General features: G+C 69.4%; 22 protein-coding genes. 9 read left to right on the top strand and 13 right to left on the bottom strand.

Annotated elements, in window-relative coordinates; all coding sequences use genetic code 11:
- Positions 1-2,696, top strand: a 2,696-nt coding sequence (locus VF536_RS19985) for an alpha-galactosidase (protein ID WP_331616625.1), incomplete at its 5' end; no start/stop codon positions are given.
- 210 nt (positions 2,697-2,906) lie between these two features.
- Here VF536_RS19985 and VF536_RS19980 read toward each other — a convergent pair.
- Positions 2,907-3,686 carry a CsgG/HfaB family protein gene (locus tag VF536_RS19980; RefSeq protein WP_231993321.1) on the bottom strand — a complete coding sequence of 260 codons (780 nt, stop codon included), beginning with the start codon at positions 3,684-3,686 and terminating at the stop codon, positions 2,907-2,909.
- Between the two features lie 281 nt (positions 3,687-3,967).
- Here VF536_RS19980 and VF536_RS19975 point away from each other — a divergent pair, with 281 nt between their 5' ends.
- Positions 3,968-5,230: an MFS transporter gene (locus VF536_RS19975; protein WP_331616624.1), complete on the top strand. Its 1,263-nt coding sequence runs from the start codon at positions 3,968-3,970 to the stop codon at positions 5,228-5,230.
- A 19-nt stretch (positions 5,231-5,249) separates the two neighbouring features.
- Entirely contained in the window at positions 5,250-5,705 is a 456-nt protein-coding gene (locus VF536_RS19970; RefSeq protein WP_331616623.1) for a GNAT family N-acetyltransferase, read from the top strand.
- 3 nt (positions 5,706-5,708) lie between these two features.
- On the opposite strand, the gene VF536_RS19965 is transcribed toward VF536_RS19970, so the two are convergent.
- From VF536_RS19965 to VF536_RS19950, 4 genes are all read right to left on the bottom strand, one after another.
- Positions 5,709-6,548 carry a class I SAM-dependent methyltransferase gene (locus tag VF536_RS19965; RefSeq protein ID WP_331616622.1) on the bottom strand — a complete coding sequence of 280 codons (840 nt, stop codon included), beginning with the start codon at positions 6,546-6,548 and terminating at the stop codon, positions 5,709-5,711.
- Between the two features lie 58 nt (positions 6,549-6,606).
- Positions 6,607-7,155: a DUF2867 domain-containing protein gene (locus VF536_RS19960; RefSeq protein WP_331616621.1), complete on the bottom strand. Its 549-nt coding sequence runs from the start codon at positions 7,153-7,155 to the stop codon at positions 6,607-6,609.
- Positions 7,156-7,189: 34 nt separating this feature from the next.
- Entirely contained in the window at positions 7,190-7,777 is a 588-nt protein-coding gene (locus VF536_RS19955) for a hypothetical protein (protein ID WP_331616620.1), read from the bottom strand.
- Between the two features lie 86 nt (positions 7,778-7,863).
- The gene (locus tag VF536_RS19950; RefSeq protein WP_331616619.1) at positions 7,864-9,012 is read right to left on the bottom strand and encodes a carbohydrate-binding protein; all 1,149 of its coding nucleotides are present in this window, start codon (positions 9,010-9,012) and stop codon (positions 7,864-7,866) included.
- A gap of 291 nt (positions 9,013-9,303) precedes the next feature.
- On the opposite strand from VF536_RS19950, the gene VF536_RS19945 reads away from it, so the two are divergent.
- The 3 genes from VF536_RS19945 (at position 9,304) to VF536_RS19935 (ending at position 10,964) form a co-directional block, all read left to right on the top strand.
- Positions 9,304-9,801, top strand: coding sequence for a DoxX family protein (locus VF536_RS19945; protein WP_331616618.1), 498 nt, complete (start codon positions 9,304-9,306; stop codon positions 9,799-9,801).
- Positions 9,802-9,928: 127 nt separating this feature from the next.
- Positions 9,929-10,552, top strand: coding sequence for a hypothetical protein (locus VF536_RS19940; protein WP_331616617.1), 624 nt, complete (start codon positions 9,929-9,931; stop codon positions 10,550-10,552).
- Positions 10,553-10,568: 16 nt separating this feature from the next.
- Positions 10,569-10,964: a GFA family protein gene (locus VF536_RS19935; RefSeq protein WP_331616616.1), complete on the top strand. Its 396-nt coding sequence runs from the start codon at positions 10,569-10,571 to the stop codon at positions 10,962-10,964.
- A gap of 42 nt (positions 10,965-11,006) precedes the next feature.
- Here VF536_RS19935 and VF536_RS19930 read toward each other — a convergent pair whose 3' ends face one another.
- The 3 genes from VF536_RS19930 to VF536_RS19920 all read right to left on the bottom strand — a co-directional run bounded on the left by VF536_RS19930 (position 11,007) and on the right by VF536_RS19920 (position 13,080).
- Positions 11,007-11,360: a hypothetical protein gene (locus tag VF536_RS19930; protein ID WP_331616615.1), complete on the bottom strand. Its 354-nt coding sequence runs from the start codon at positions 11,358-11,360 to the stop codon at positions 11,007-11,009.
- Between the two features lie 13 nt (positions 11,361-11,373).
- Positions 11,374-12,492, bottom strand: a complete 1,119-nt coding sequence (locus VF536_RS19925; protein ID WP_331616614.1) for an ABC transporter substrate-binding protein — start codon at positions 12,490-12,492, stop codon at positions 11,374-11,376.
- A 183-nt stretch (positions 12,493-12,675) separates the two neighbouring features.
- Positions 12,676-13,080 carry a DUF1090 domain-containing protein gene (locus tag VF536_RS19920; protein ID WP_331616613.1) on the bottom strand — a complete coding sequence of 135 codons (405 nt, stop codon included), beginning with the start codon at positions 13,078-13,080 and terminating at the stop codon, positions 12,676-12,678.
- 260 nt (positions 13,081-13,340) lie between these two features.
- On the opposite strand from VF536_RS19920, the gene VF536_RS19915 reads away from it, so the two are divergent.
- The 3 genes from VF536_RS19915 (at position 13,341) to VF536_RS19905 (ending at position 15,938) form a co-directional block, all read left to right on the top strand.
- The gene (locus tag VF536_RS19915) at positions 13,341-14,456 is read left to right on the top strand and encodes a serine hydrolase domain-containing protein (protein WP_331616612.1); all 1,116 of its coding nucleotides are present in this window, start codon (positions 13,341-13,343) and stop codon (positions 14,454-14,456) included.
- A 71-nt stretch (positions 14,457-14,527) separates the two neighbouring features.
- The gene (locus VF536_RS19910; RefSeq protein WP_331616611.1) at positions 14,528-15,466 is read left to right on the top strand and encodes a homocysteine S-methyltransferase family protein; all 939 of its coding nucleotides are present in this window, start codon (positions 14,528-14,530) and stop codon (positions 15,464-15,466) included.
- A gap of 82 nt (positions 15,467-15,548) precedes the next feature.
- Positions 15,549-15,938: a VOC family protein gene (locus tag VF536_RS19905; RefSeq protein ID WP_331616610.1), complete on the top strand. Its 390-nt coding sequence runs from the start codon at positions 15,549-15,551 to the stop codon at positions 15,936-15,938.
- Positions 15,939-16,016: 78 nt separating this feature from the next.
- Here the strand turns inward: VF536_RS19905 and VF536_RS19900 are convergent, their stop codons facing one another.
- From VF536_RS19900 to VF536_RS19880, 5 genes are read right to left on the bottom strand one after another with little or no spacing between them, the layout of a single operon-like run.
- Positions 16,017-17,513: a DUF2325 domain-containing protein gene (locus tag VF536_RS19900; protein WP_331616609.1), complete on the bottom strand. Its 1,497-nt coding sequence runs from the start codon at positions 17,511-17,513 to the stop codon at positions 16,017-16,019.
- A gap of 11 nt (positions 17,514-17,524) precedes the next feature.
- A complete protein-coding gene (locus VF536_RS19895) occupies positions 17,525-18,253 on the bottom strand; it encodes an energy transducer TonB (RefSeq protein ID WP_331616608.1) in 729 nt (242 codons plus the stop codon).
- Positions 18,250-19,038: an ATP-binding cassette domain-containing protein gene (locus VF536_RS19890; protein ID WP_331616607.1), complete on the bottom strand. Its 789-nt coding sequence runs from the start codon at positions 19,036-19,038 to the stop codon at positions 18,250-18,252. Before VF536_RS19890 ends, VF536_RS19895 begins: the two co-directional genes overlap by 4 nt.
- Positions 19,038-20,111 (bottom strand): iron ABC transporter permease, encoded by a 1,074-nt coding sequence (locus VF536_RS19885; RefSeq protein ID WP_331616606.1) that lies wholly within the window; start codon positions 20,109-20,111, stop codon positions 19,038-19,040. The genes VF536_RS19890 and VF536_RS19885 overlap by 1 nt, the downstream gene beginning before the upstream one ends.
- A 46-nt stretch (positions 20,112-20,157) precedes the next feature.
- Positions 20,158-21,039: a heme/hemin ABC transporter substrate-binding protein gene (locus tag VF536_RS19880; RefSeq protein ID WP_414710416.1), complete on the bottom strand. Its 882-nt coding sequence runs from the start codon at positions 21,037-21,039 to the stop codon at positions 20,158-20,160.
- Between the last annotated feature and the right edge of the window lie 15 nt (positions 21,040-21,054).

Below are 21,054 nucleotides of genomic sequence, written 5' to 3'. Positions count from 1 at the left end.
CCGACCTCGGACGCGGCCACGTGCGGCTACAGGACGAGCGGCTCTCGTTGCAATTCGACGAGCGCATGCGCAGCCGGATCGTCCGGCTCGGCGGCGCGCGTCCACTGGCGCTGACCGGCTTCGACGCGGGCGAGCAGCTCGTCATCGCGGAACTGAAACCCGTGGCGGCCGATGCCGCGTTGCTCGGCGCGGAAGCGGCCGGCGCGCCGCCGCCGACCACGCCCCGCACGCTCGAACGCTTCGCGTTGACGAGCGCGGTCCCGAGCAGCGGCGCCACGCCGTTCGGCGCGGGACAACGCCTGACCCTCACCGGCAAGGCCGAAGGCGCCGCGGTCGAGAAGACGATGACGGTGACGCTGCTCGACGAGCATCCCGGCGTCGCGCTGATCGAGGTCGCCTTCATCAACCGCTCCGACAAGCCGCTGATGGTCCAGGGCTGGACCGTCGCGTCGCACCGCCTGCTGGCGGCGCCGCGGCATGCGGGCGGGTGGTGGACGTACTCGGGCTCGACGCACACGGACCGGCGCGACTGGATGCAGCCGGTCAAGCGCGGCTTCGAGCAGCGCAACTTCCTCGGCATGGATTCGTCGGACTACGGCGGCGGCACGCCGCTCGTGGACGTGTGGCGGCGCGACCTGGGCGTCGCGGTCGGCCACCTGGACAAGCTGCCGCGCCTGGTCTCGCTGCCCGTGAAGGCCGTCGGCGAGCAGGTCGACATCGCGCTGCGCGGCGACGAGCCGCGCACGCTTGCACCGGGCGAGACGCTGACGCTGCCGCTGGCCTTCGTCGCGGTGCACGAGGGCGACTGCTTCGTGCCGCTGGACCGCTACCGGCGGCTGATGAACGCGCAGGGCCTGGCCGCGCCGGAGCCGCCGCGCAGCGCGCACGACGCGGTCTGGTGCGCCTGGGGCTACGAGCGCGACTTCTCGCTGGCGCGCGTGCGCGCCACGCTGCCGAAGGCGCAGGAGCTCGGGCTGAAGTGGGCGGTGCTCGACGACGGCTGGCAGCGCCAGACGGGCGACTGGTTCGACATCGATCTCAAGAAGTTCCCGCGCGGCGAGGAGGACATGAAGGCGCTGGTCGCCGACATCCATGCGCGTGGCATGAAGGCGCGGCTGTGGATCGCGCCGCTGGCGGTGGCGCCGGGCAGCGACGAGCTGCATGAGCACGCGGATCTGCTGCTGCTCGACCAGAACGGCGCGCCGCAGATGATCACGTGGTGGAACTGCCTCTACCTGTGCCCGGGCGCGAAGGGCACGCAGGAGCGCACCGCGGCGATGTTCCGCAAGATCATCCAGGAGTGGGGTTTCGACGGCGTCAAGGTCGACGGTCAGCACTTGAACGGCGTCGCGCCGTGCTTCAACCCGAAGCACCAGCACAAGAAGCCCGAGGACTCGTACGAGCACATGGCGGACTTCTACCGCGTGATGTTCGAGGCCTGCCATGCGGTGAATCCGGAAGCCGTGGTCGAGGTCTGCCCGTGCGGCACGAGCTACGCCTTCCACAACATGCCGTGGATCGACCAGGCGCCGGCCTCGGACCCGCTGTCGAGCTGGCAGGTGCGGCACAAGGGCAAGGCGCTGAAGGCGCAGATGGGGCGCTGGTCGGCGTATGCCGGCGACCACGTCGAGCTGTCGACCGGCGGCATGGACTTCGCGTCCGCGGTGGGCGTCGGCGGCGTGGTGTCGACGAAGTTCACGTGGCCGGAGGATCCGAAGCCGAAGGACTCGTTCCTGCTGACGCCGGAGCGCGAGACGCACTGGCGCAAGTGGATTACCGCGCACAACGCGAAGGGGCTGTCCGACGGCGCCTATCGCGGCGAGCTCTACGACATAGCGTTCGACAAGCCGGAGACACACGTCGTCGAGAAGAACGGGGTGATGCACTACGCGTTCTACGCGCCCAGCTTCGACGGTACGGTGACCTTGCGTGGGCTCGGCCCGGGCGTGTGGAAGATCCGCGACTACGTGAACGGCGTGGATCTTGGATCGGTCGACGCAGCGAAGCCGACGCTGAAGGTGAGCTTCAAGGAGAACCTGCTGATCGAGGCGGTGCTGAGCTCGGCGATCGAGCGCCCGCTGGCGCGCGCCGCGCGGCTGCCGTCACGGCTGATCGGGCGGGACGGCTTCGCGTTGGCCTCGGCGTGGGAAGAAGCGCCGGCGCTGTTCTTCGCGCACGACTGGCGCGGTCGCCCGCTGACCGGCACGCAGTCGACACGCGTGCAGCTGCTGCATGCGGACGGTGCGCTGCACCTGCGCTTCAGCAGCCGCTACAACGCGCTGACGACGTATGAGCGCGAGGTCTCCGCGACGGACATCTGGCCGCTGTGGGAGCGCGACGTGGTGGAGGTCTTCCTGCAGGCACCGCAGGACGCGGGCACGGACCGCTATCGCGAGGTCGAGGTCTCGCCGAACGGCTTGACGATGGACCTCGAGGTGCGCGGGCACGGCCGCAAGCGCTTCATCGGCGAGAGCCAGGCGCGCACGACGGTGGATGAGTACCACCGGGTTTGGACCGCGGAGCTTGTCGTGCCGATGCCGCGCGCGGCGCAGTCGCTCGACGGCTGGCGGATCAACCTGTTCCGCATCGAAGGGAACAAGGAAGCGCGGCAGTTCAGCGCGTGGAATCCGACGGGCAGCGAGAAGCCCAACTTCCATGTGCCGACTGCGTTCGGGCAGCTTCGACTTGAGGCGTAGTGTGATGTGCCAACAGGGGTTGGCCCTCACCCCCACCCTCTCCCGCAAGCGGGAGAGGGAGCGAGAATGCACCGAGTTGGCCTGAAGGATCTCTCGCGCTTGCGAGCACGGGCGCCCGTCTTACTCCCTCTCCCGCTTGCGGGAGAGGGCAGGGGTGAGGGCCAGCGGCGGTGGCAGTACTGAAGCCTTCTTGCCCCCGCTGCGACCGACTCACGCGCCCGCTGCAGCCTTCTTCGCGTCCCCGGCCTTCTTCATCGGCACCGGATCCGGCAGATCCTTGGCCTGCAGCATGCGGGCCTGGACGACGAGCTGGTTGTGCGCGTCGAGGAACGCCGCGGCGATGACCTTGCCTTCGTTGCTGTTGGCCCAGCCCGCGCCCGCGGCGCCGCCGAGCTTGCCCAGCACGAGCCCGCCCATGCCCAGATCGGTGACGCGCACCGAACCGGTGGCGGCGGCGACCTGTTCAGTCGTCTCGTTGTCGGTCAGCAGCAGCGCCACCTGCGCTTCCTTGAGCTTGATGTGCTCGGCCGCGCCGACGAACTTGTTGAGCACGGGAATCATCCCGAGGATGCCGCCGACCTGGCGGCCGGCGTCCTGCTCGCTGAAGGTCAGGCTCGGGATCAGCGTGTACTGCGCTTCATAGCCCTTGCCCTTCTGCACCGTGCTGCCTTCCTTGCGCAGGATGCCGGAGTCCTTCAACTCCTGCTCCCGGATCGTCGCCTTCAGGCCCGAGTTCCGATCGACGACGCGGAAGCAGCCGCTCTGCTGAGCGAGCAGCCGCACCAGCGGCAGCGGCGAATTCGGCAGTCCGTTGGGCGCGCTGATCGTGTAGCCGTTGGGGTTCTCCATCAGCGACAGCGTCGCGACCGGCGCGTCGCACTTCATCAGTTCGCGGTTGGCCTTGTTGGCGCCGGCGGGACCGGCGGAGCCGGTGATCTCGGAACTGCCGTCGCCCAGCGTCGCGCCTTGCTTGCCGCAACCGGCGAGCATCGCCACGGCGACGCAAGCGGCGATCACGCCGCCCACGCGGGGCAGGGAAGGGCCGGTGGAGGCGAAGGAACGCGCGAATGCCATGGGGATCTCCTGAACGCAACGGCTGCTGGAACGGCCCGGACCTTATCCCAAATGCGGGCGAACCCGGCCCCCACTGATGGGTGGCTGCGTCGCGGAATGTCGCGTCGTGACGGCAGCTTTACGGGCGGTTACCAGCGTGAGGCGAGAATCCGCGGCTTCGGTCCCCGCGACCGCCCAGGATTCCCCAGGCCTTCCTCATGAACGACAAGTCCCCGAGCCGCGCCGTCGCGTGGCTGGTGTGCGCCCTGATCGCCGCGTCGCTGTACGGCAACTACTACGTCTATGATTCCATCGGCCCCGTCGCCGACGCGCTGCAGCGCCAGCGCGGCTTCAGCGACCAGCAGATCGGCCTGCTCAACGCGATCTACAGCCTGCCCAACGTCGTGCTGATCCTCGTCGGCGGCGTGCTCGTCGACCGCTTCGGCGCTGCGCGCATGACGCTCTGGACGGCAGGGATCTGCTTCCTCGGCGCGCTGCTGACCGCGCTCAGCCCCAACTTCGCCGGCATGGCCGCGGGACGCCTGCTGTTCGGCATCGGCGCCGAAACCTTCGGCATCGCCACGCTGGCCGCCCTGGCCCAGTACTTCGTCGGCGGCAACGTCGCGTTCTCGATGGGCCTGGCGCTGTCGATCGGCCGCCTGGGCTCGTTCTCCTCGGACATGTCGCCGACCTGGTTCCCCGCTTCGTATGCGCAGGGCTGGCAGCCGCCGCTGATGATCGCCGCCGCGATGGCCGCCGCATCCTTCGCCGGGGCGCTGGCCTACTGGGCGATGGACCGCCGCGTCGCCGCCTCCGCCAAGGGCGAGGTCGAACAGCAGGCGCAGCCCTTCGTCTGGCGCGACCTGCTGCACTTCGGCAAGGCCTACTGGTTCCTGCTGGCGCTGTGCGTGCTCTGGTACTCGGTGATCCTCGCGTTCCGCAGCACTTTCTCGATCAAGTACTTCCAGCACGCGCACGGCCTGGACCTGGCCGCGGCGGGCGCGATGAACAGCTACGTGTTCCTGGCCGCCGTCTTCGCGACGCCGGCCTTCGGCTGGCTGTGCGACCGCGTCGGCCGTTACGCGCCGTTCCTGGCCTTCGGCGCGCTGCTGCTGCCCATCGCGCTCGCGACGATGGCCTTGACCTCGGCCAGCCTGTGGATCGCCACCGCGCTGATCGGCGTGAGCTTCTCGCTGGTGCCCGCGGTGATGTGGCCGCTGGCCAGCAAGCTGGTATCGCCGTCGCGCTTCGGCACGGCCATCGGCCTGATGTGGGTCGCGCAGAACGCCGGCATCGCGGGCGCCAACCTCGTCGCCGGCTGGCTCAACGACCGCGCCGGCGCGAGCGCGCAGAACCCCGCCGGCTACGAGTCGATGATGCTGTTCTTCGGCCTGGCCAGCGTCGGCGGCGCAGTGTTCGCGGTGATCCTGTGGCTCACCGCAGGCCGGCGCGGTCAGGAGAAGGCGGCGCCGGCCGCCTGAATGGTGGAGGCATGACGCCATGACCGTCGAACTTCGACCGGCGATCAACGAGGACGCGCCCGATGTGGCGACCGTCCTGATCGCCTCTCGCGATGCGTTCCTCCCGTACGCGCCGATGGCCCACACGGTGCCTGAGATCCGGACCTGGGTGCGCGATGTGCTGCTGCCCTCGGGCCACGTGACGGTGGCTTGCGAAGGGGCGCAGATCGTCGGCGTGCTCGCGACCGCTCGCCAGGATGACGCCGCGTGGATCGAGCAGCTCTACCTGCTGCCGGGATGGACCGGGCAAGGAATCGGTGCGCGCTTGCTGGCACATGCCCTGGCGACCCTGCCACGCCCCATCCGGCTGTACACCTTCCAGGCCAATGAAGGCGCCCGCGCCTTCTACGAGCGGCACGGCTTCGAGGCTCTCGCCCATTCGGACGGCGCAGGCAACGAGGAACGCTGTCCCGATGTGCTGTACGAGTTGCGCTGACCCTCAAGGCGCCAGCACATACAACGACGACATCGTCGCCAGCTGTTCCGGCGTCATCGCCGCGAAGCGCCACTGCAGCGGCAGCGACTTTGCCAGCTGCCGCGTCGGTTCATGGATCTTGTCCTGCTCGAGGAGCAGACGGTAACCCGCCAGCGCAAACAGCGGCGGATATTCATGATGGCGCAGCCGGTTCTCACCTTCGCGCGTCAGCCGGTTGACCCACGCGTGCCTGTGCTCCGGCCAGGTCAGGAAGTTGATCTTGCTGATGGACTTGTCCGCGTGCTCCAGGTGGTCGGAGTGGTCCACCAGATGCACCATGCGACCGCGCGCGGAGAGCTTGGGGCGCAGCGACTTGAGCAGCCGCACCAGCTCGTCCGGCGGGATGTGCTCCAGCACGGTCCTCGAGGTCACGAGATCGATCGATCCGTCCGCCAGCGTGTTCACGTCGAACGGCGCGAGGTAGGTGAGCGGCAGATCCTTGCGCGACCGGATCCCGCGCAGTCGCGGCTCCGCGGGATCTACCCGCCGCAGGAAGTCCAGCGTCGCGGCGAAGCTGACATCGTCCAGATGCGCGTGGAGGTCGGACATGTAGACGTGCTTCGCACCCTGCAGGCATTGCAGGATGGGAATGGTCGGGAACCAGCCCGTGCCGATCTCCAGCACCGTGGCACCCTCGATCGAGCCGCCCGTGTGCGACAGCGCCGCCCGCATCTGCGACCAGTTCTTGAGCGTGTCGCTGAGGTTGGCCGGATTGGGCCGGTAGCCCACGAGCCTGCGCTTCGTGACCCGCAGCAGCCGACCGAACGGCAGCCGCGTGAGGATGGCCTGTCGGCCTACCTTCAATCGCCAGTCCATCGTGTCCCCGCTTTCGCTGGTCCAGAGACAGGCGATTCTCACCCCATCAGCCGCCGGGTGGCTGTGCGGCGTTCCGCGTGGTCGCACCGAAACGCCGTGCCGCCGCCTTCAGATGCGATCGCACGACCAGCACGTGTCCCGGCAGGATGAGCGCGAGGTAGAAGCGCCCAAGCCAGTTGTGGCAATTCACGACGGTGGTCGCGATCGCTTCGCGCCGCGTTGATCCCTCGATTCGGCGGACCAGGATCGACAGCTTGAAGTCGAGGTGCTGGTCCTGCTCGCCGAAGATCGCCTCGTCACGCGTGGCTGAGAGCACGCGGAAGATGTCGACGTGCTCGACGCCGATGTCATCGAGGTGGTGGCGCATCGCCGCGGAGGTCTTCAGCCCGAGCGGCTTCACCGCCGCGTCGCGGATCGCCAGCAACGCGCGGAACCACCAGGGCGGATCGGCGAGCGTGGCGCGAGCCAACACCATCGCGTCGTCGGGCGCATCGTCCGAGAGCGCGATGGCGAAGGCGTCGGCCAGGTTCGCGCCGGCGTAGGTCGGCGCGAGCTGACTCTCGCGCGGCGGCGAGACGCGGCGGACGATGGACATCGGGAAGCGACCGGACCGTTGAGGAGCGGCGATCTTAGCGAGCCGCGGACGAGGCGGCCTCGGCGGGCGAGGCGCTGCTCAGCGCGCGAGTCCCCGCCCAGGATGCATGCACCAGCAGCAGGAGGTCCTGCTTCACCTCCACGCGATTCCAGAATTCCTCGGAGGTGCAGGGCGTGACGTGCTCGCCGCTGTCTCGATGTTCGAGGCGCACCTTCAGCTCGCAGCCTGGCAACAACTTCCAGCGCTTGTCGGTCTTGTCGACCACCACGAAGGGTTGCGTCTCTGGCCGACCGGTGACCTCGTTGATGAGGTGGCCAGCGCCGAACGCGACCGTGAAGAGCGCCAGCCCATAGGCCATGGGCGGCCCCACAAGCACCAGAAACACGGCCTGCCCGAATCGCAGGGGCGGACGATCCGCCTTGCGGGGCATCGTGAGGACGAGCAGCAGGCCAAGCGGCGCGGCGACATAGGCCGCCTTTCCCACCATCTCGCTGGACGGACCGAATCCGGTGCTCGCGCCGTAAATGGCGAGAAGCAGCGGCAGGCCCCAGACAAGCGACCGGATCCGCAAACGCCAATGAGGCGACAGTGACGACCAACGAAACATGAATGCGGACAGCAATGGAAAAGGCTCCGGAGCCGGTCGATTGGACCAGACCCCGGAGCCTCTCGTCATTCGCCCCAAGAGGGGATCACGAGATCACGGCATCACGACTTCGTGATCTTCACCGACCGCAGGTTCCATCCCGGACCGTTGGCCTTCACCGCGATCTGCTGCTGGCCGGCCGGCAGCGTCACGCGGTGCGAGATGGTCGTCCAGTTCTGCCAGCCACCCGTCGAGGGCACGCCGAGCGAGCCGTACACCGGCGCGCCGCCGGCCATCTCCAGCTGCAGGCTGCCGCCGCCGTTCTGGCTGGCGACGCGGTACTCGACCGTGTAGGTGCCGCCCTGCGGCAGGTTGAGGTTCCACACCGCCCAGTCGCCGGTGTCAATCCAGCCGAGGTTCTGTCCGCCTTCGGTGGACGCCTCCAGCTGCATGCCCGATTGCAGCGCGAAGTTGGCCGCCTGCAGCGTCGTCGAGAACGCCGTGCCGGCATCCTTCTTGTAGACGCGCACGTAGTCGACGTACATCTTCGCGGGCAGCTTGCTCTCGTCGATGTTCCATTGCGGCCAGTTGCCACCCACCGCCAGGTTCAGCAGCAGGAAGAAGTCGCGATGGAATTCCTCGGTGCTGTTGACGCTGTTGGTGATGTCGGCGACGTGGAACTGACGGCCATCGACGAACCAGCGGATCGCCTTCTCATCCCACTCGACGGCGTAGATGTGATAGTCCGCGACGTTGTTGCCCGTGTGGCCGCCGTAGGACGCGTGACCGCCGTCCGGACCCTGCCAGTGGATGGTGCCGTGGATGTCCGAATCGGCATTCACGTGTTCCATGATGTCGATCTCGCCCGAGGCGGGCCAGCCGACCGAGGTGATGTTGCTGCCCAGCATCCAGAACGCCGGCCACATGCCGGAACTCGACGGCGCCTTGATGCGTGCCTCGATGCGGCCGTACTTGAACTGGGCCAGGCCTTGCGTGGTCATGCGCGCCGACGTGTAGCGCATGCCGCCGAAGTCCTCGCGCTTGGCGGTGATGACGAGCTGCCCGTTCTCGATGGTCGCGTTCTCGCGCCGGTAGTACTGCAGCTCGTTGTTGCCCCAGCCGCCCGAGCCGGTGCCGGTCTCGAAGCGCCATTGCGGGCCGATGCCGTTGGTGAACTCGTCCTGCCAGACGAGTTGCCAGTTCTGTGCCTGCGCCGCGACGCCCGTCAGGGCGAGCGCGACCGCGGCGAGTGATCGAATCCAGCGTGTCATGGGATCTCCTCTGAGTCAGTGGTGTGGGAAGGGAGGCGCACCACTATGTGAAAGCGCTTTCACCAAGTCTCCCGGGAATACCCTCGGAACTTCGTTTCGTTGGAAACAAGCGGTTGTGCGGCGCGTCGGCGAGGGCCTGGAGGTATCGCCGTGTTGCGGACGTGACCGGCCAGCGACGACTCGGGGCGGGCATTGTTGGGGCGGGTTGAATTCAGATGCTCGCGCGCGCTGCTCGACCCGCAAGACGCGGCCCCGAAGAATGCCGTCGACCAGCAACTCGAAAGTTCACCGATGGCCACAGCCTCCCTTCCGGTCTCCCGACGAGCGACGCCGCCGCACGGCCTGGCCGCCCGCCTCGCACCGGCGGCGTACGCGCTGCTGCGCTTCGCCTTCGGCGCCATCCTGTTCACGCACGGTCTGCCCAAGGCGCTCGGAACTTCGCACGGCTCGATGGCGGATCCGATGGCCGGCTCCATCCGGCTCATCGACCAGGTGATGGGGCTGCCTTTCGCGCCGCAGCTGGCGTTCCTCGTCATGCTGCTGGAGACCGTTGGCGCGGCGGCGCTGGCGGTCGGTTTCTGCACGCGCTGGGTGGCGCTCGCGTTCACGCTGGAGATGGTCGGCATCTGCGTCGCGCTCGGCCCGACCTGGCCGTGGATCGACCGGGGCATCGAGTACCCCGTGCTGATGGCGGTGCTGGCAGCCTATGTCGTCGTGCGGGGAGGCGGGGCGTTGTCGGTGGATGGGCGACTGCTGAATCCGTCACACGGCCAGACCCAGCATCGCTAGGGTAGATCGGGACCTGAGCACTTCCCCTGGACGGGCATCATGCCGCCCTGCGCGCCGGCGTGGCAGCGAGCCCCAGACTCGCGCCCGGCCGGGCGTCGCGTCCATCTGTCTTCAGGGAGGAAATCTCATGTCCCAGCCACAGCAGTCGGCCTCGTCCGTGCCGACCGATCCCACGTCCGACATCGCCGCGCGTTTCGCGCCGCCGCAGGCCCGCGTCGAGGCCATTTCGCCCGGGCAACTGCCCGGGCAGACGCTCGGCCAGCCGGTGTGGTTCTCGGTCTCGCCGGTCAAGCTGCTGGTGATGTGCACCGTGACGATGCAGCTCTACGGCGTCTACTGGCTGTACCAGCAGTGGAAGCTGGTGCGTGACCGCGAGAAGAGTTCCATCATGCCGGCTCCGCGCGCGTTCTTCGGCGTGATCTTCTTCTGGGCCTTGTGCGGCCGCGTCCGCGACTCCCAGCTGGCCGCGGGCTTCAGCGCGAAGGACGCGCTCAATGCCGGCGGCACGGCGGCCGCCTGGATCGTCTTCTCGCTGATGTGGAAGGCACCGGATCCGTTCTGGTGGGTCGCGATGATTGCCGCCGTCTTCCTGATGCCGGTGCAGGCCGCGATGAACGCCGTCAACGAGGCGGTCACCCCGGGCCAGCCCCGCAACGATCGCTTCACAGCGCTGAACTGGGTCGGTATCGTGCTGGGCAGCCTGTTCATCGTGATGGCGCTGATCGGCACCTTCATGCCGGCCGAGGTCTGATACGAAGGAGTCCCCCATGACCCACCGCCTTGCCGCCTGCAGTTGCGGCCAGCTCACGGCCCAGGTCGTGGGCGAGCCCGTGCGCATCTCCATCTGCCACTGCCTGAATTGCCAGCGCAGGACCGGCGGCCCTTTCGCCGAGCAGGCCCGGTTCCGTCGTCAGGACGTGACCCCGTCGGGGGTGTCGACGACCTACACGATCACCGGCGACGAAGGCACCAACGCCAGGTTCCACTTCTGCCCGACCTGCGGCGCCACGGTGTACTACGAGATGGACGCGATGCCGGAGTTCCTCGCGATCCCCGTGGGCGCGTTCGCGGAGCCGGGTTTCCCGGCGCCGAACGTCTCGGTCTACGAGAGCCGGAAACACGGATGGGTCGTTCCGCCCGTCGACGCGGAGCACTATCCCTGATCGTCGTAAAGCGGTGGTGACCGCGCTGCGGCCGCCGCGATGTCAGGGCGTCGACGCGCGCCAGCGCTGGTAGCTGCGCAGCGCCACCCACAGCAGGAAGACCGACGCGAAGGCGAAGAGGCCGAGATTGAACCAATAGGCCTGGGGATGTTCGGTCCGCAGGAAGGTGTCGACTTGGCAGCCGCCCTTGCCTGAGCAGGCGATCTCGCCCAGGACTAGCGCGCGCACCGTCAGGACAAGAAAGAAGAGTCCGCTCACGAAGGGGAGGACGAGGGCACGGAACAGATGCCACGCCGACCACTGTCCATCATCGGCCTCCTGCTGCGCTTGGCGGATCTGACGGACCAGCAGGAACGCCGCGATGGCGAATCCCACCAGGATCAGGACCGGGTGCATCGCGCGTCCCGGCTCAGCGGACCAGCTTGCCGCCCGCGCCGAGCACGGCGAAGTCGACATAACGGGAGGTCGGGCCCTTGCCGAAGGTCAGGCGATGGCCGCCGACGTCGGTCTCGAATCCGCGGTCCAGCGTCTCCGTCAGGCCGACCGGGCCGGGCGCGGCCGTGCGTTCCAGCGCCTTCACGAGCGCGCGTGCGGCGATGAAGCCTTCGAGCGAGCGCGAGGACAGGTCCGTGTCCTTGGCGTTGCCGCGCAGGCGCTGGTAGTCGCGCACGACTTCGCGATCGGCGCGGTCGTCGGTCGGCAGCACCAGCGAGAACGCGAAGCCGCGGGCGCGGTCCGGGCCGAGCTTGGCCAGCAGCGCCTGCACGTCGATGATGGACATGCCGTACAGGCCGGCGCGGCCGCCCGCGGACTGGTACTTGTCGGTGAACTCGATCGCGGCCGCGGTGGTCGCGGCGAGGAAGATCACGTCGGGCGACTGCTTGATCATGTCGGCCACCGCCTTGCCGACCTCGGTCGTGTTGCGGGGGTAGCCGGACTGCGCGACCAGCGTGAGGCCGTAGGTCTTGGCCGAGGCCTGTGCGCCGGCGAGCGCGTCGCGGCCCAGGCCGTCGTCCTGGTAGACGACCGCGACCTTGGTGCGGCCCATCTCGCCGAGCTGCTTGAAGAGACGGTCCACCTCTTCGCGGTAGCTGGCCTTGACCGGGTACATGTTGCGCGCGGTGATCACGCTGTTGGCGCCGGAGACGGCGCCGACCATGGACACACGGGTCTTCTCGAGCACGCCGTCCTGCTTGAGCGCCTCGAGGTTGGAGGTGCCGACGGTGCCGATCAGGGCGGTGGGCGCGTCCGAGGCGATGAGTTCCTTGACCAGGCGGACGGTCTCCTCGGGCTTCTGCGCGTCGTCGCGGGTGACGAGCTTGATCTTCTGACCCTTGACGCCGCCGCGGGCGTTGACCTCGTCGATCCACAGCTTGGCGCCGGCGCGGATCGCCTTGCCGGTGACGGCCTGCGGTCCGGTGAACGGGGCCACCTGGCCGACGACGATGTCGGCATGCGCCGTCGAGGCGGCCGCGAGGCACAGGAGGGTGATCAGGCGGCGGGCGCGGCGGGCGATGGCAAGGGTCATGGTGAGTACGGCAGCTGGCGTGCGGGACCGTCCATTGTGATCAACGGCATGATGGTTGCGGTAGCAGGTGGGCGACTGGGCGAGCGCCGGCCCGGCGTTCCGACAAGCGGCGCCATTGGCCGGAAAGAAGGTCCCCGGGGTGTCGACGGGCTACCTCTTTCGGGGCGCCGCTGCATCGCCGCGCTACTGGGGAAGCGGCTTCTGCGCCTCGGCCAAGGCCTCGCGCGCGGCGTCGAGCTGCTTCTGTTCCTTCGCGATCTTCTTCGGATCGCCCTTCGCCTGGGCGGCCGCGAGGTCGGCCTCGCGGCGGTTGACCTTCTTCGTCGCGGCCGTGATGTCGCGTTGCCGCTCGGCGGCCAGCGAGGCGTCCGTGCAACGGCGCTTGTTGGCCGCGAGCGCCGATTGCAGCCCGGAGAGCTGCCGGCGGTTGTTGTGGGCCTTGGCTTCGGTGATCTGGGATTCGATGCTGGCCCGCTTGGCCGCGCAGGCGGGGGAGGGCGAGGGCGAGGGCGAGGGCGAGGTCGTGTCCGCGGCGTGGACCGCCGTTGAACAAGCGACGGCGAGGAACGAAGCGACCAGTACCTTCATGACCATCCCTTGAAGCAGTGGTCGGGAAAGTCTAGACCAGGGCAGGCGACCAACGGAACGATTACATGCAGGTACGGCTCTAGCATCGGCTCATGACGCAAGCACCTTCCCGTCGCCACCTCCTCGGTGTCGCTCTGGCCGCGCCGACCGCGGCCATCGTCGCAACAGCCGCTTCTGCTGCAACAGCCGCAACAGCAACAGCAGGCTCAACAGGCTCAACGGGAGGATCCAGCAGCGCGCTCCGAGCGGGAGGCGCGTCCGTGTCGATCTCGCCGAAGCGCATCGAACGGATGCTCCGTGGCGTGGTCGCCGACGCCCGCGCGGTGGGGGTGTCGGCGCTGGTCTGGCAAGGCGGGACGGAGCGCTATTTCGGCGCCTTCGGTTTGGCGGACCGCGAAGCACGGCGGCCGATGGCCCGCGACACCCTGGCGCGCATCTGGTCGATGACCAAGCCGGTGGCGTCGGTGGCGCTCATGCGGCTGTGGGACGCAGGTCGCTTTCGGCTGGACGATCCGATCGCGCTCTATCTGCCGGAGTTCAAGAGCATGCGCGTCCATGCGGACGACGGTCGCGGCGAGCGGCCGGCGGAGCGGCCCATCCTCGTGCGCGACGTGCTGCGGCATACGTCGGGCCTCACGTACGCGATGGAAGACGGCCCGGCCGATCGCGCGTTCCGCGCGGCGAATCCGCTTGAGACTGCGCCGGACCTGGCCGCGTTCAGCCGCGCGGTGGCGGCGCTGCCGCTGCGGCACGAGCCGGGCACGGCCTGGCAGTACGGAACCTCGACGGACATCGTGGCGCGCCTGGTGGAAGTGCTGGGCGACGAGCCCTTCGACGCGCACGTCCGCCGTCACATCCTGCAGCCGCTGGGCATGAAGGAGACGGCCTGGACGCAGCCTGACGCGGTCAAGGACCGACGCGCCGCGACCTACCGCTTCGGCGCCGACGGTCCGGCGCAGCGCGAGCCCGAGGTGCCCTTCCTCTTTGCCAGCGGCGGCGCGGGCCTGATCGGACCCATCGACGACTACCTGCGCTTCGCGCGCATGCTGCTCGGCGAAGGCCAGCTCGACGGCGTGCGCGTGCTGCGTCCGGCGACGGTGAAGCTCATGCTCGTCGATCACCTGGATCCGGCGATCTCGCCGCGGCACTTCCTGAAGAGCCCGGGGCTCGGGTTCGGCCTCGGCGGATCGGTGCGCATCGCGCCGACCACGGCGGACGAGCCGGCCAGCAGGGTGGGCGAGTTCTCCTGGGGCGGCGCGGCCTCCACGCTGTTCTGGGTCGACCCGGCGAACCAGCTCGCGGTGGTGTTCTTCGCCCAGAAGTTCCCGTTCGACGAGGCGCTGCACAAGGACGTGCGGCGCGCGGTCTACGGCTGAATTGCTCCGCGTCTCCCGCCGGCGTATCGTTGTGCCGCCGTGAAGGGCAACTTCGTCGAAGGAGGCAGCGCATGGCCAGGGCACTTCCCCAACTCGCCGGTGGCGTCTTCTTGAGTGACGGCGGCCTCGAGACCTCGCTCGTTTTCCTCGACAGGATTGACTTGCCGCACTTCGCTGCGTTCACGCTGCTGGAGGACGAGCTTGGCCGCGAGCGCTTGAAGAGCTACTACGTGCCCTACCTCGAGCTCTGTGGCGAGACGCCCGGGGCCGGCTTCGTGCTGGAAACGCCCACGTGGCGCGCCAGTTCGGATTGGGCCACCCTGTTGGGCATGGATGCCGCGCGCCTGCGGGCGCTCAACACCCTGGCGGCGCAATTGATGTGTGGAATGCGTTCGCGCTGGGCGCCCCGTCTCAGCGGGCCGATGGTCGTCAGCGGTGTCATCGGTCCACGGGGAGACGGCTACATCGCGCAGGCGCCCGACAGCGCGGACCTTGCGGCCGACTATCACCAGCCGCAGGCGGAGGCGCTGGCCGCAGGCGGGGTCGACATGCTCGCCGCCGTCACGATGACCACCTCGGCGGAGGCCCTGGGCATCTCCATGGCCGCGCAGCGTGTGGGTCTGCCCGTCGCCATCTCATTCACCGTCGAGACCGACGGCCGACTGCCCAGCGGAGAGGCGCTGGGTGACGCCATCCAACGCGTGGATGCGTCCGCTCCGCCGGCCTACTTCGCCATCAATTGCGCACATCCGACGCATTTTGAGCAGGCCCTGCCAGCCGGCGCGCCGTGGACAGCGCGCATCCACGGTCTACGTCCCAACGCCTCGATGAAGAGCCATGCGGAGCTCGATGAATCAACCGAACTGGACATCGGAGATCCCAAAGACCTGGCTCAAAGGTACCGGGGCCTCAAGGGCGTCCTGCCACGGTTGAATGTCCTGGGCGGCTGCTGCGGCACCGACTGGCGACACCTTCGCGCCATGCGGGATGCATGGGTCGGCTGGCAGTAGGAATGCAAGCCTCGCCCCGAACCGTCATTGCACCTCAGGGCCTTCGGTACGCCGGTCCGTCACGTCGCCTTCGGAGCTTTTCATGAATGAGCCAAAGTCTGGCGCCGTCCTCTTCGCCAAGCAACTTGAGCGACTCGCCGGGTTCTATGCGCAGGTGCTCTCGATGCCGGTCGCGCACAAGGCGTCCGATCACGTCGTTCTGGAGACGGCGTCCTTCGAACTGGTGATCCACGCCATTCCCGAGTCCATCGCCGCCGCGATCCGCATCGCCGATCCGCCGGAGGTGCGCGAGGAGACACCGATCAAGCTCATGTTCCCGGTGGCTAGCATCGACGAAGTCCGCGCGCGTGCGGTCTCACTCGGCGGACGCGTGTGGTCCCGGGAGAAGGAATGGGAAGCCGCTGGCATCCGCATCTGCGACGGCGTCGATCCGGAGGGCAATGTCTTCCAGGTCCGGCAACGGGTCGCCTGAAGCGTTCCTCGATGACGCTCCCCTGCATTCAATGCCCTCGTATCCAACGGGGGGGCAGACCTTGCCAGACGGCGTCGCTCAACGCTCCCGATCGGTCTGCGGCACCTCGGCGTCCTCGCTGTCCGCGTCGCTCAGCGAGCCCAGCGCCCTGCGCATGCCGCTCGCGCTCGGCGACTCGATGTAGACGCACTTCTTGTTGTGGCGTTTGCAGTGGTCCTTCACGCGCCAGTAGGCGTCGTGGCTGATGCAGCCGGTCTGGCAGATCACGAGGTCCGCCGCGGCCAGGCTCGCGTCCAGTTTGGAGACGGCGTCTTCCTCGCCGCCGTCGTGGTGCAGGAAGCGCCCGCCGGTGCGTTCGATCAGCTGGCGGTAGATCGGCACCACCGCCGGCCGGCCGCCGACGCACAGCACCGAGCGCTCGTCGAGCGAGGGCAGCGCGGACTCCGAGCCCGGCTGTGACTCGGACTGCTGCGCCGTCCGCGTCTGCTGCTGCGCCAGTTGCCGCTCCGACTGCGCCAGCGCCTGCTGCAACTCGTCCGCCCGGCGCTGCTCGCGCTCGGCCTGCTGGCGCGAGGTCAGCAGCGCGCGTTCCAGTTGATGGATGCGGTCCTGCTGCGTCTGCAGGTGCTTCGCCTGTTCATGGCGATGGCGCAGGCCGGGGATGCTGTCCTCCAGTTGCTGCAGCTCATCGCGCAGCCCCGCCGCCAGCGTGTCGCGCGCCAGCAGTTCGCCGCGCAGTCGCAGGCATTCGGCCTGCGAGAGCTCCAGCTCGCGCGCCCGTTCCGCCAGCAACCGCGTGCTGCGCGACTGCGCCTGCGCCAGCTCGCGCGTGAGGATCCCGTGCTCGTCCTGCAGCTCGTCGAGCCGCTGCAGGTCCGCGCGGTTCGCCGCGCCGACCTGGTGCTGCAGCATGTGGATGTCGCGCAGGACCTGCTCCTGGAGCGCCGCGTCGCAACGCGCATGCGTCAGCGCGCCCCACAAGGCGCCGCCGACGTCGTTGCCCTGCTGGGCGGCATTCCACCAGCGTGTCAGCGCCTCCGCCGTCTTGTGCTGCGCGGACTGCCGCAGCGCCATCGCGAAGCGCTGGTCCAGCTCCTTCTGCAGCATCTCCGACACCGGCCCGCGGCGCGCGCATTCGTTGATCGCGCCGCAGTGCATCTCGTAGTCGTTGGCCAGCGCCTCGCCGCCGAGCAGCTTGCCCAGCTTGCGGCGCAGCACCGGCATCGGCAGGCACACGCCGATCACCGGGCACAGCGCCTGCGCGGGGAGTTCCCACAGCCGGCGGCGGCGTGAGCCGCGCGGCACCGGCGTGTCGTCGGAGGCGAACGTGGAGGAGCGCGAGGAGGCGCGTGAGGTCGAGGGCGGCATCGCGTCGCCGCGCGCCAGGGCCTGCGCCAGCGGCAGGCCCGCCACCGCGGCGGGCACCGTATCGCCCTCCTGCATGAAGACGCCACCGCCCGTCACCGCGCCCGCGGCAGAAGCCAGAAAGGGCGGATCGCCCGCCGAGCCGGAAGCATTCGCGTCGGCACGGGCCAGCAGGCTCAGAAGCGAAGTGGGGGTCGGCTTGTCGCACATGGGTGGACTCCTTACTGCAAGGGGGACGCCTGGAGCGCGAAGCGCACCGGGTACTCGACCCAGCTGACCAGTCGCTGGTCGCCGCGCCGGGCCGGGATGAAGGGACAGGATTCGGCGACGCGGCGCGCCGCCTCGTCCAGCAGACGCCAGCCGCTGCCGCCGGAGACGACGACCTCGGCCGCGTGGCCGTCGGTGTCGACCTTGACGCGCAGCACGACCCGACCCTCCACGCCGCGGTCGCGCAGCATCCCGGGGTAGTGACGCTCGATCTGTCGGGCGCTGCAGGCGCGGTGGTCGGCAGGCATCTGGACCGGGACGTCGGTGGTCGCCGGCGCGGGGACGGTCGCGGGAGCTGGCGGGGAGGTCGTCGCCGTGGTTGAGACGGTGACCACCGCGACAGGGCGGGCCGCGGCGGTGCCCTGATCTGCTGGTGCAGCCGCTGGCGGATCGAATCGCAGCGGCGTCGCCGCGACGGCGATCGGCTGTGCGACCTCGATCTGCACTGGTGGCGGCGGCATGTCCGGTATCGGCGGCGCGCTCAGCGCGGAGCGGGGCAGTTCGACGTGGAGGGACGGGGGAGGCGTCGAATCGGATGTCGGCTTCGACGGCGCCACACGCGCGCTGATCGTCAGCGGCACGGGCGCGGGCGGTCGCTTGGGCGCGAAGGCGCTCGCCAGCGCCAGCAGCATCGCCGCGTGGATCGCCCCGGTCACGGCCCAGCCTGTCCAACGAGGACTCATGCCCGCACTCCCACCGCGCCGGCCAGCATCGGCAGGATCGCGAGACCGTGTTCATCGCGCAGCAATCTCAAGCGCGTGTCGTAGAGCTGCTCCAGCAGCGGCAAGGTCGACGGCAGCGCGTCGCAGTCGGCCAGCAGCCGGCCCGACTTCATGAGCCAGAGCCGGTCGAAATGATTCATCGCGAGGTTGAGGTCGTGCAGCACCGCCACCAGCGCATGGCCGCGCTGCGTGGCGAAGTCCGACATCGCCGCCATCAGCGAGACGCTCAGTCCCGGATCGAGCGCCGCCACCGGTTCGTCGACCAGCAGCAACCCGTCGCGCGCGTCCCAGGCTTGGGCGAACACGCGTGCGAGCTGGACGCGCGCCTGCTCGCCGCCGGACAGCGTGTCGAAGCGGCGGCCGTGCAGGTGATCGGCCTGTGTTTGCGTCAGCGCCTCGCGCACGATCGCGTCCTGGCGACCGTCGCCTTGGCGTGCGACGCGGCCGAGAGCGACGACCAGCTCGACCGGTAGTCCGAAGGCGACGCCATGCTGCTGCGGCAGTACCGCGCGGCGTTGCGCGAGCTCCGCCGGCGACCACGCGCCCAGCGGCTGACCGTCGAAATGCAGCGCACCCGCCGCCGGGCGCAGCTCGCGCGCAATGAGTCGCAGCAGCGTCGACTTGCCGGCGCCGCTCGGGCCGAGGATCGCGATGCGTTCGCCCGGGTCGACGCGCAGCGTCACCGGCCCGATCGCCGCGCTTCCCAGCGTCACGCGCACGTCCTGCAAGGTCAGCAGCGAGCCCATCAGGCGTTCCCCATGCGGCGCACCGCGCCGCGCAGCAGGAACAGGAACCACGGCGCGCCGATCAGTGCGCTGAAGACGCCGACAGGGATCTCCGCCGGCACCGCCAGCGTCCGCGCGAAGGTGTCCGCCACGACCAGCAGCAAAGCGCCTGCGAGCATCGCGTTGGGCAGCACGTGGCGCTGGTCTGCACCGACCAGTTGTCGCGCCAGATGGGGCGCCATCAGGCCGATGAAGCCGATGTTGCCGCACCAGGCCACGGCCAGCGCCGACAGCAGCGCCACCATGGTGATGCACAACCAGCGCAGCCGTTCGACGTCGATGCCGACATGCGCGGCGGCCGCTTCGCCGAGCGCGAGCGCATTCAGGCGAGGCGCGACGCGCAGCGCCAATGCGCCCAGCACCAGCAGCGCGCCGCCCATCACCGCGGCCATGATCCAGTTGGCGCCGGCCAGCGATCCCAGCGTCCAGAAGTTGATCGCCCGCAACTGCTCGTCGTTGGCAATGAAGCTGCACAGGCCGACCACCGCGAAGGTCATCGCCTGCAGCGCGAGGCCGCACAGCAGCAGCGCCGCGATTGAGCCCGGCGCGAGCCAGCGCGAGAGTCGGTCCAGCGAGAAACACACCGCCAGCGCGCCGACGAAACCGACCAGCGGCAGCAGCCAGAGGCGAGCATCCGCAGGCAGCGCGGCGTGCAGGCCGGCGAAGACGGTGAGGGTAAGCGCCACCGCCGCGGCTGCACCGCTGGTGACGCCGAGCAGGCTGGGCTCGGCCATCGGATTGCGGAACAGCGCCTGGCTGAGCGCGCCCGCCAGACCGAGCGCCGCGCCCACCGCGAGCGTCAGCCCGAGACGAGGCAGCCGCAACTGCCACAACACGTGCGCGCCGCCGGTCTTGGGCGCGTCGCTCCAAGGTCCGTTGAACCAGTCGGCCGCCGCAATCGGCACCGCGCCGAACTGCACCGCCACGATCACGGTCAGCACCAGCGCCGCCGTGAGCAGCATCGGGCGCGACCACGCGCGCCGTGCCGGCACCGCGGCGAGCGGCGAGGGCAGGGCGGATCCGACCGAGTTCATCGCGTTGTCCGTCGTGCCGAACGTCGTGCTGGACGCCGCTCGATGCTCACGCCGTCTTGCCCGCAACCGCCGGCGCATGCAGGGCCTGTGCGAGCGTCGTCAACGCCTTCGGCGTGCGCGGTCCGAAGCCGAGCAGCTCCATCGTTTCCATCACGACCACGCGCTTGTTCTGACCGGCGGGCGTCTGCGCCAGGCCCGGCAGCTTCAGCAGGCCGGCTATGCCGCCGCTGGCTTCGAGGCCCTGCGTCGTCGCGAGGATCACGTCCGGCGCCGCGGCGATCGCGGCTTCGGGCGAGAGCATCTTGTAGCCCTGCGCATCGCCCAGCGCGTTGGTCGCGGCGGCGTAGCCGATCATCGCGTCGGCCGCCGTGGCGGAGCCGGCGATGCGCGCCTGGTTCGCCGCGTTCGACAGCACGAAGAGCACGCGCGGCGCACGATGGCCGGCGGCGAGCTTCGTCACCTGGGCGCGGCTCGCGGTCCATTCCGCCTGCAGCTTCTGCGACAGGGCCGTCGCCTGCTGCTGGCGGCCGAGCAGGTCGCCCAGCGCCTTGGTCCGTTCGAGCACGCCTTCGAAGCGGTGCTCCGCACGCAGCACGTGCAGCGGCACCTTGGCGGCCTCGAGCTGGCGCAGCACCGCGGGCGGGCCGGCTTCCTCGGTCGCGACGACCATCGTCGGCGCGAGCGACAGCAGGCCTTCGGCGGCCAGCGTGCGGGCGTAGCCGACGTTGGGCAGCTTGGTGGCGGCCGACGGGTACAGCGAGGTGCTGTCCACGCCGACGAGCTCGCCCTGCGCGCCCAGTTCGTAGATCAGCTCGGTCAGCGCGCCGCCGACGGCGATGACGCGCTGCGGCGCGGCCCACGCGCGGCCGCCCATCGTCAGCAGCGCGGCGGCCGGCGCCAGCGACAGGACGTGACGTCGGCTCAGCACGGCACGGTCTCCGCC

It is taken from the genome of Roseateles sp., assembly GCF_036486225.1.
GTDB lineage: Bacteria > Pseudomonadota > Gammaproteobacteria > Burkholderiales > Burkholderiaceae_C > Roseateles.
The sequence above is the reverse complement of the archived record's forward strand: the minus strand, read 5'-3'. Positions and strand labels throughout refer to the sequence as shown.